This is a genomic window from Promicromonospora citrea (genome assembly GCF_013004695.1).
Classification (GTDB): Bacteria; Actinomycetota; Actinomycetes; order Actinomycetales; family Cellulomonadaceae; genus Promicromonospora; species Promicromonospora citrea.
Map to the genome: position 1 here is coordinate 19,623 of NZ_JABEMG010000052.1, position 9,993 is coordinate 29,615.

7 protein-coding genes are annotated in these 9,993 nt (G+C 73.9%); all 7 read left to right on the plus strand.

The window, feature by feature from the left end; all coding sequences use genetic code 11:
* The first annotated feature begins 179 nt into the window (after window positions 1-179).
* Complete coding sequence (locus HLB15_RS11780) at window positions 180-1,784, plus strand: UDP-N-acetylmuramoyl-L-alanyl-D-glutamate--2,6-diaminopimelate ligase (protein ID WP_171105849.1); 1,605 nt, start codon at window positions 180-182, stop codon at window positions 1,782-1,784.
* Window positions 1,785-1,899: 115 nt separating this feature from the next.
* Window positions 1,900-3,369: a UDP-N-acetylmuramoyl-tripeptide--D-alanyl-D-alanine ligase gene (locus HLB15_RS11785; protein WP_171105851.1), complete on the plus strand. Its 1,470-nt coding sequence runs from the start codon at window positions 1,900-1,902 to the stop codon at window positions 3,367-3,369.
* Window positions 3,366-4,448: a phospho-N-acetylmuramoyl-pentapeptide-transferase gene (gene mraY, locus HLB15_RS11790; protein ID WP_171105854.1), complete on the plus strand. Its 1,083-nt coding sequence runs from the start codon at window positions 3,366-3,368 to the stop codon at window positions 4,446-4,448. The genes HLB15_RS11785 and mraY overlap by 4 nt, the downstream gene beginning before the upstream one ends.
* Window positions 4,445-5,956 (plus strand): UDP-N-acetylmuramoyl-L-alanine--D-glutamate ligase, encoded by a 1,512-nt coding sequence (murD, locus tag HLB15_RS11795; RefSeq protein ID WP_171105856.1) that lies wholly within the window; start codon window positions 4,445-4,447, stop codon window positions 5,954-5,956. The genes mraY and murD overlap by 4 nt, the downstream gene beginning before the upstream one ends.
* Entirely contained in the window at window positions 5,922-7,154 is a 1,233-nt protein-coding gene (locus HLB15_RS11800) for an FtsW/RodA/SpoVE family cell cycle protein (RefSeq protein WP_171105857.1), read from the plus strand. The genes murD and HLB15_RS11800 overlap by 35 nt, the downstream gene beginning before the upstream one ends.
* A 92-nt stretch (window positions 7,155-7,246) precedes the next feature.
* A complete protein-coding gene (gene murG, locus HLB15_RS11805) occupies window positions 7,247-8,407 on the plus strand; it encodes an undecaprenyldiphospho-muramoylpentapeptide beta-N-acetylglucosaminyltransferase (RefSeq protein ID WP_373291126.1) in 1,161 nt (386 codons plus the stop codon).
* Window positions 8,404-9,993: UDP-N-acetylmuramate--L-alanine ligase (gene murC / locus HLB15_RS11810; protein WP_171105862.1), on the plus strand; the 1,590-nt coding region annotated here is incomplete at its 3' end. The genes murG and murC, both read left to right, overlap by 4 nt.

Here is a 9,993-nt window from a genome sequence, read left to right on the forward strand (position 1 = left end):
GGACGTCGGCTCCGACGAGGGGTGGTTCGTCGCCGTCGTCGGGCTTGCCGGTGATCTCGGCGGGGTTGCGGAGAGCGTGGCCGAGAAGGTCGATGGCGTCGCGCTGGAGGCGGAGTCGGACGTGGGCGTACACGGTGGCGGGACGAGACCCACCCCCGCGAGACGGTAGGTTCTTCTCCGTGACATCCCCGATCGACCGGATCCGACCGGCCGCCACGACAGCGCGTCAGGTCTCGGAACTCGCCGTCGCGTTCGGTCTCAGCATCGCCCCAGGTCAGTCCGCTGACGCCGCGGTCACCTGCGTGGCCTCGGACAATCGGGTGGTCCAGGACGGGGACCTGTTCGTGGCCCTGCCCGGTGCTCGCGCGCACGGCGCGCAGTTCGCCGCGGACGCCGTCCGGCGCGGGGCCGCCGCGATCCTCACGGACGCGCGCGGAGCCGAGCTGATCGGGGCCGGCAGCACCACGCCGGTCGTCGTCGCCGACGACCCCCGCGCCATCCTCGGCTCCGTCGCCGCCTGGGTGCTGGGCAACCCGGCCGAGGACCTGATGACGTTCGGCGTCACCGGCACCAACGGCAAGACCACCACGACCTACCAGCTCGACCACCTTCTGCGGGCCCTGGGCTGGACGGGCGGCCTCATCGGAACGGTCGAGACCCGCTCCGGCGACCGCGTCATCGCCAGCACGCTGACCACGCCCGAGGCCGCCGACCTCCAGGCGCTCCTCGCCGCGATGCGCGAGGACCACGTGCGCACGCTCGCCATGGAGGTCTCCTCCCACGCCCTGGCGCAGCACCGCGTGGACGGCATCGTGTTCGGCGTCGCCGGGTTCACCAACCTGACCCAGGACCACCTGGACTTCCACGGCGACTTCGAGACCTACTTCGCCACCAAGGCCGAGCTGTTCACGCCCGCCCGCGCCCGCCGCGGTGTCGTCACCGTCGACGACGCCTGGGGCGAGCGCATGGCCGCCGAGGCGCAGATCCCCGTGGCCACCCTCACCACGCTCCCGGGCAAGGACGCCGACTGGACCGTCACCGATGTCGAGCCGTCGGGCACCGGGTCCGCCTTCACGCTGACGCACCACGACGGGCGCACGCTGCGCACCTCCACCTCGCTGCCGGGCGGCTACAACGTCGCCAACGCGGCTCTCGCCGTCGCGATGGTGCTGGAGGGCGGCTCCGACATCCGTGACGTCACCGACGCCCTGGCGGCCGCCGACGGCCTGAGCGCCACCGTGCCCGGGCGCATGGAGGTGCTGGCCACGGCCCCGCGCGTGGTCGTGGACTTCGCGCACAACACCGAGGCCCTGGAGCTCGCCCTCGCGGCCCTGCGCCCCTCGACCACCGGAAAGCTTGCCGTCGTCTTCGGCGCCACCGGCGACCGCGACCCCGGCAAGCGCCCCTTCATGGGCGCCGCCGCGGTCCACGGCGCCGACGTCGTCTACGTCACGGACGACGACCCGCACGACGAGGACCCGGCCAAGGTGCGCACCGAGGTCCTGGCCGGGACCGGCGTCGACACGCCCGGCGACGGCACCCCCGGCAGCGGCACGCCGGGCACGGTGGAGACCGCGGACGACGGCGCCTCGCGTACGGTGGAGGTCCACGAGGTCGCCCCGCGCGCGGACGCCATCCGCGCCGCGATCCTGGCGGCCCGCCTGGACGACACCGTGCTGGTGGCCGGCCGCGGCCACGAGACGATCCAGGAGGTCGCCGGCGTGGACCACGTGCTCGACGACCGGGTCGAGGCGCGCGCCGCCCTGGCGGCCCGCACCGCCTGACTCGCACCACGGGCGCCACCCGAGCACCACGAGAGCACGACCCCGAGCAGGACCCTCAGCAGGACCTTGAGCAGGACCTTGAGCAGGACCCCAGGCAGGAGAGGACGACAGAGGCATGATCGAGCTGTCTGCGGCGCAGGTCGCCGCAGCCACCGGCGGGCGGCTGCACGCCGACCCGGACGTGACGGTCACGGGGGCGGTGATCATCGACTCGCGCCAGGCCGGGCCGGGTGCCCTGTTCGTGGCCCTGCCGGGGGAGCGGGTGGACGGCCACGACTTCGCGGCGCGGGCCGTCGCGGGCGGCGCCGCGCTGGTGCTCGCGGAGCGCGAGCTGGAGGGCCTGCCGACCATCGTCGTCGACGACACCCAGACGGCGCTCGGTGACCTCGCGCGCCACGTGCTGGCCACGGTCCGTGAGGCGGCGGGCACCGAGCTGCGTGTCGTGGGCGTCACGGGGTCGGTCGGCAAGACCACCACCAAGGACCTGCTGGGGCAGCTCCTCACGCCCGAGGCGGGCGACGTCGAGGACGCCGTGATCGTCCCCACGGGCTCGCTGAACAACGAGATCGGCCTGCCGCTCACCGTCCTGCGGGTCACGCGTGCCACCCGCTTCCTCGTCCTGGAGATGGGCGCGGACGGCGTCGGCAACATCGCCTACCTCACCGGCATCGCGCCGCCCGACGTCGGCGTCGTGCTCCGGGTCGGCGTCGCGCACATCGGCCCGTTCGGCGGCGTCGAGGCCATCGCCAGGACCAAGGGCGAGATGGTCGAGGGCGTCGTCGAGGGCGGCACCGTGGTGCTCAACGCGGACGACCAGCGCGTGGCCGCCATGGTCGACCGCGCGGCGCCCGGCACGGTCGTGCGCACGTTCGGCACCATCCCGTCGGCCGACGTGCGGGCCGAGGACGTGACGGTCGACCCGACCGGCCGCGCGAGCTTCACGCTGCGGGTCGCGGGCGGCGGCGACGTCGGCGAGCAGCACGTCCACGTCGCGCTGGGCCTCGTGGGTCCGCACCACGTGACCAACGCGCTCGCCGCGGCGACGGTCGCGCTGCGCCTCGGCGTCGCGGTCGGCGACGTCGCGGAGCGCCTCGCCGCCGCCACGCCGCGCAGCCCGCACCGCATGGCGGTCACCGAGCGGCCCGACGGCGTCACCGTCGTCGACGACGCGTACAACGCCAACCCCGACTCGATGAAGGCCGGCCTGCGCACCCTCGCGGTGCTCGCGGGCCGCACCCGCCGGTCCGTGGCGGTCCTGGGGGAGATGCGGGAGCTCGGTGACGGTGCGCGCGCCGCGCACGACGAGATCGGGCGCCTCGTGGTACGGCTGAACATCAAGCAGCTCGTCGTGGTGGGCGAGGGGGCGTACCACATCCACGAGGGGGCCATGCAGGAGGGCTCCTGGGGGTCGGAGTCGATCTACGTCCCCGACCTGGAGTCCGCCAAGGAGCTGCTGGACGAGCTGCTCGAGCCCGGCGACGTCGTGCTCGTGAAGTCGTCGCTCGGGTCCGGGCTCTGGGAGCTCGGCGACCACCTGTCGGCCGCCGCATCGTCGGCCGAGACCGCTAAGGACAACACCAAGTGATCGCGATCCTGGTCAGCGCCGCGGTGGCGCTGCTCGTCGCCCTGCTGGGCACCCCGGTCTTCATCCGGTTCCTGATCCACAAGAACTACGGCCAGTTCGTGCGCGAGGACGGCCCCACGGGCCACTTCACCAAGCGCGGCACGCCGACCATGGGCGGCGTCGTGATGATCGGGGCCACCCTGATCGGCGTCGCGGCCTCGATGCTGGTCTCCCAGCGGCTGCCGAGCGTGTCGGCGCTGCTGGCGCTGTACCTCATGGCGGGGCTCGGGCTGGTCGGCTTCCTCGACGACTTCACCAAGATCCGCAAGCAGCGGTCCCTCGGCCTGACGCCCCGCGCCAAGCTCATCGGCCAGGGTGTGGTCGGTATCTCGTTCGCCGTGCTCGCCCTGCAGTTCCCCAACGAGAACTCGCGCACCCCCGCGTCGACCAAGATCTCGTTCCTGCGCGACACGGAGTTCGACCTGGCGTTCGCCGGCGTCACCGTCGGCCTCATCCTCTTCGTGATCTGGGCCAACCTGCTCGTCTCGGCGTGGTCCAACGCGGTCAACCTGACCGACGGCCTCGACGGCCTGGCCACCGGCGTCTCCATCATCACGTTCGGCGCGTACGTGCTGGTCGGCATCTGGCAGCTCAACCAGTCCTGCCAGTACCTCGCCACGGCGGGGCCCCGCTGCTACGAGGTGCGCGACCCGCAGGACCTGGCCATCGTCGCCGCCGCGGTCACCGGCGCGTGCGTCGGCTTCCTGTGGTGGAACGCCAACCCCGCCAAGATCTTCATGGGCGACACCGGCTCGCTCGCCCTCGGCGGCGCACTGGCCGGCCTCTCGATCCTCAGCCGCACCGAGCTGCTCGCCGTGCTGCTGGGCGGCATGTTCGTGCTCATCGTCTCGTCCGTGGTGATCCAGGTCGGCTTCTTCAAGATGACCGGCAGGCGCGTGTTCAAGATGGCGCCGCTGCAGCACCACTTCGAGCTGTCGGGCTGGGGCGAGGTCACGATCGTCATCCGGTTCTGGCTCATCGCCGGCCTGCTCGCGGGCCTCGGCATGGGCATCTTCTACGCCGAGTGGGTCGCGTCGTGACGCAGGAGCCCGACACGCACGGCACCGTCGAGCCGCGCGTCCCGCTCGCCCAGGCCCGGGTCGTCCTCGCGGGCCTCGGCGTCACGGGCCGCGCGCTGCGCGGCGTGCTGGAGCCGCGGGTGGCGTCGCTGGTCACGGTCGACGACCGCGCCGAGGACGCCGACCACGGCGCGCTCGACGCGCCCGCCGCCGCGGCGGTGCTGGCCGAGGCCGACCTCCTCGTCGCCTCGCCGGGGTTCGCGCCCCACCACCCGCTGGTCGCCGCGGCGCTCGCCGCGGGCGTACCCGTGTGGAGCGAGGTCGAGGTCGCCTGGCGCCTGCGCGCCGACCGGCTCGGCACCGGCGCCCCGGCCCCCTGGCTCGGAGTCACCGGCTCCAACGGCAAGACCACGACCGTCGAGATGCTCGCGGCGATCCTGCGCGCCGCGGGCCTGCGCACCGCCGCCGTCGGCAACGTGGGCAGGCCGCTCGTCGAGGCGGCGCTCGACCCGTCGCTCGACGTGCTCGCCGTCGAGCTGTCCAGCTTCCAGCTCCACTTCACGCACACCGTGTCGCTCGAGGCGGCCGCCGTGCTGAACGTCGCCGCCGACCACCTCGACTGGCACGGGTCGATGGACGCCTACGCCCGCGACAAGGGCCGCATCTACGAGCAGGTCCAGGTCGCCTGCGTCTACAACGTCGCCGACCCGCGCACCGAGGAGCTCGTCCGCGAGGCCGACGTCGTCGAGGGGGCACGCGCGGTCGGGTTCGCGGTCGGCAGCCCGAGCCCCGGCGACCTCGGCCTGGTCGACGACGTGCTCGTCGACCGCGCGTTCCACGCCCCCGCCGACGACCCGGACCGGCGCAGGAGCGCCGCCGAGCTCGGCACGCTCGCCGACCTGCGGCAGCTCGGCGACCAGGCGGGCGTGGTACCGACGCACGTCGTCGCGGACGCGCTGGCCGCCGCGGCCCTCGCGCGCGCGCACGGCGTGCCCGCCGCCGCGGTGCGCGACGGGCTGCGCTCCTTCGGCCCCGGCGAGCACCGCATCCAGCGCGTCGGCGAGGCCGACGGCGTCTCCTACGTCAACGACTCCAAGGCGACCAACGCGCACTCCGCGGCCGCGTCGCTGGCCGGGTTCGCCCACGGCACCGTCGTCTGGATCGCGGGCGGCCTGGCCAAGGGCGCGACGTTCGACGACCTCGTCTCCTCCCGCGCCGACCGGATGCGCGCCGCCGTCGTCATCGGGGCCGACCCGGGCCCGCTGGCCGACACGCTCGCCCGACACGCCCCGAAGGTCCCTGTCGTCGTGATCGATCCCGGTGACACTGAGACCGTGATGCGCCGGGCGGTCGCCGCGGCACGGGACCTCGCCCAGCCGGGCGACACCGTGCTCCTGGCCCCGGCGGGCGCGTCGCAGGACCAGTTCGTCTCGTACGCCCACCGCGGGCAGGAGTTCACCCGGGCGGTGCGGGAGCTCACAGGAGGGACCACCGATGGCCACGACGGGAACGAGCCGCCGCGCGCCTGAGCAGTCGTGGCTGGGGCAGTGGAACTCCAACGTCACCAGCTACTACCTCCTGGTGGGCGCCACCGGCCTGCTCACCGTCATCGGCCTCATCATGGTGCTGTCCAGCTCCACCGTGACCTCCATCGCCGAGGGCGACTCCCCGTACGCCGCGTTCCTCGTCCAGGCCCAGTACGCGCTCATGGGTCTGCCCGTGCTGCTGGTCGCCGCGCACCTGCCCGTGCGCTGGTACAAGCGGCTGGCCCTGCCCGCCCTCCTGGTCGCGCTCGCGCTGCTGGTCGCGGTGATCTTCCTCGGCTCGGTGCGCAACGGCCAGCAGAACTGGCTGGTGCTCGGCCCGATCACCTTCCAGCCGTCCGAGCTGGCCAAGCTCGCGCTGGCGGTGTGGCTCGGCACCGTGCTGGGCCGCAAGCAGGCGCTGCTCGGCAGCTGGTCGCACGCGATCATGCCGGCGGTACCGGGCGCGGTCGCGGTGCTGGGGCTCGTGCTCGGCGGCGGCGACCTCGGGACGGCCCTCGTCATGGCGCTCCTGGTCGCCGGCGCCTTCCTCGTGGCGGGCGTCCCGTGGTCCCTGCTCGGGCTCGGCAGCGCGCTCGCGGCCTTCGTGGTCGGCTACGTGTTCATCATCCAGCAGGACTCGGGCGACCGTCTGCAGCGCATCATCGCGACCTATGGCGCCGAGTGCGACGAGGCCTCCGAGTGCTACCAGTCGCTGCACGGCCTGTTCGGGCTCGGGACGGGCGGGCTGTGGGGCGTCGGGCTGGGCGGCAGCCGCGAGAAGTGGAACTACCTGCCCGAGGCGCACAACGACTTCATCTTCGCGGTGATCGGCGAGGAGCTCGGCCTGTTCGGCACGGTGCTCGTGCTCGCGCTCTTCGCCGTGCTCGGTCTCGCCACCAGCCGTGTGATCCGCCGTCACCCGGACCCGTTCGTCAAGGTGACGACGGCGGCCGTCGCGTGCTGGATCGTCGGCCAGGCGTTCGTCAACATCGGCGTGGTGATCGGCCTGCTGCCCGTGATCGGCGTGCCGCTGCCCCTGGTCTCCGCGGGTGGTTCCGCGCTCATCACGACGATGGGCGCGCTCGGCATGCTGATCTCGTTCGCGCGGACCGAGCCGGGGGCTGCCAAGGCGCTCGCTGCACGCGGTAGCGTCGTCCGCAAGTCACTGGCCGTGCTGGGCGGCGCGGTCCGGAGACGGTAGAAATGTGCACGGCGGTCTGACTCGTGGCGACGATCGGTCACGGCAGCCGCTTCGACCCGCTCGGACCACGTCCGGGCGACGACGAGAAGGTGATGATGAGCTCAGCAGTGGTGTCGGTGGTGCTCGCAGGCGGCGGGACCGCAGGACACGTGAACCCCCTGCTCGCGGTAGCCGACGAGGTACGGCGGCGCGAGCCCGGTGCGCGCGTGCTCGCGCTCGGCACCACGACGGGGCTGGAGGCCGACCTGGTCCCTGCGCGCGGCTACGAGCTGCGGCCGATCCCGCGGGTGCCGCTGCCGCGCCGGCCCAGCACCGACCTGCTGCGCCTGCCCGGGAAGCTCGCCTCGGCGGTGCGCGCGGCGGAGGACGCGATCGACGAGATCGGCGCGCAGGCGGTGATCGGGTTCGGCGGCTACGTCGCGACCCCGGCCTACCTCGCGGCCCGTCGCAAGGACCTCCCCATCGTGATCCACGAGCAGAACGCCCGTCCCGGCCTGGCGAACCGGCTCGGCGCCCGCTGGGCCGCCCGCGTGGGCCTCACCTTCCCCGGCACGCCGCTGCGCGGCGGTGTGCTCACGGGGCTGCCGCTGCGTCAGGCGATCGCGGGGCTCGTCCAGCAGCGCGAGGCCGACGCCGCGGGCGTCCGCGCGCGGGCGGCCGCCGAGCTCGGCCTCGACCCGGCGCTGCCGACGCTCGTCGTCACCGGCGGCTCGTCCGGCGCCCTGAGCCTCAACCGCGCCCTGTCCGGCGCCGCCGGGCAGATCCTCGCCACCGGCGCTCAGGTGCTGCACCTCACCGGCCGCGGCAAGAGCGAGGAGGTGCACCAGACGCTCGCGGCGGCGGGCGTCGGGCCGGAGCGCTACCAGGTCCGCGAGTACCTCGAGCAGATGGAGCTCGCGTACGCGGTCGCCGACCTCGTCGTCTGCCGGTCCGGTGCGGGCTCGGTGGCCGAGCACGCCGCGCTCGGCGTCCCGGCCGTCTACGTGCCGCTGCCCATCGGCAACGGCGAGCAGCGCCTCAACGCCCAGCCGCTCGTCGAGGCGGGCGGCGGCCTGCTCGTCGACGACGCGGAGCTCACGCCCGACTGGGTCGCGCGGCACGTGCCCGCGCTGCTCACCGACCGGGAGCGGCTCGCCGTCATGGCGAAGGCCGCCCGGTCGACAGGCACGACCGACGGCGCCGCCCGCGTCGTCGATCTCGTCGAGGAAGCCGTACGGTCAGCAGGTACCGACACCACGGAGGTCAGCTCATGAGCACCCCGGTCACGGATCAGACGACGGACCACGTCGCCCGGCTCGGACGCGTCCACATGATCGGCATCGGCGGCGCGGGCATGTCCGTCGTCGCCCGACTGCTGGCCGGCCGCGGCGTGGCGGTGCAGGGCTCCGACGCCGCCGAGTCCGCCACGCTCGACGCGCTGCGCGCCGAGGGCGTCCAGGTCTGGGTGGGTCACGACCCGGCCCACCTCGCGGGCGTCGACACCGTGGTGATCTCGAGCGCCGTGCACGAGGGCAACCCGGAGCTGGCCGCCGCGCGGGCGCGCCGCCTCACCGTGCTGCACCGCTCGCAGGCGCTGGCCGCGCTCATGGAGGGCTCGCGCGGTGTCGCCGTCGCGGGCGCGCACGGCAAGACGACGACGTCCGCCATGATCGCCACCATCCTGCGCGAGGTGGGCCTCGACCCCTCGTACGCGATCGGCAGCACGGTGCGCACGGCCGACGGCGCGGCCCCGGGCGGCCACCTCGGCACCTCGGACGTGCTCGTGGCCGAGGCCGACGAGTCGGATGGCTCGTTCCTCAACTACACGCCGACCGTCGCCGTGATCACCAACGTCGAGGCCGACCACCTCGACCACTACGGCACGCCCGAGGCGTTCAACGGCGCGTTCATCCGTTTCGCCCGCCGTCTCGTGCCCGAGGGCTGGCTCATCGCCTGTGCCGACGACGAGGGCTCGCTGTCGGTGGGCGCCACCATCTGCGCGACCGGCGGCCACGTCATCACCTACGGCACGGACGCGACGGCGCGCGTGCGCGTCACCGACATCTCCACGACGCCGGAGGGCACGACGGCGGTGCTCCGCGGCGACGTGCTCGGCACCAACGAGCAGGTGGCCGACGGCGCGGGCGTCTCGGGCGACGTGCCGGGCATCCCGATGCGGCTGGCGGTGCCGGGCAGGCACAACGTGCTCAACGCGACCGCCGCCGTCATCGCGGCGGTCAAGCTGGGCGTGGACCCGCGCGAGGCCGTCGCGGGGGTCGAGGCGTTCGCGGGCACGGGCCGCCGGTTCGAGGAGAAGGGCGTCGCCGACGGCGTGCGCGTGGTGGACGACTACGCCCACCACCCGACGGAGATCCGCGCGGTCCTCACCGCCGCGCGCGAGATCGCCGACGGCGGCCGCGTCCTCGTGCTGTTCCAGCCGCACCTGTACTCGCGCACCCGCATCTTCGCCGAGGCGTTCGCCACCGAGCTGGCAGCGGCCGACGAGGTCGTGGTGACGGACGTCTACGGCGCGCGCGAGGAGCCCGACCCCTCGGTCACGCCGAACACGATCGTCGACCTGATGTCCGGGCACGGCTCCGCCTACGCGGTGCCCGACCGGCTCGACGCCGCCCACGCGATCGCCGACCTCGCCCGCCCCGGCGACGTGCTGCTCGCGGTCGGCGCCATCGTGCTGCAGTCGCTCATCACGCGCTTCGCGCAGCGCCGGGCCAGGGTGTTCGGCGAGACCGTGTTCGCCGACATGCGCGAGGAGTTCGTCGAGACGGTGACGTCGCTGCCGCTGTCGACGGTGGAGACGGCCGGGACGGGTGACCTCATCGCCCGCACGACGCGCGACGTC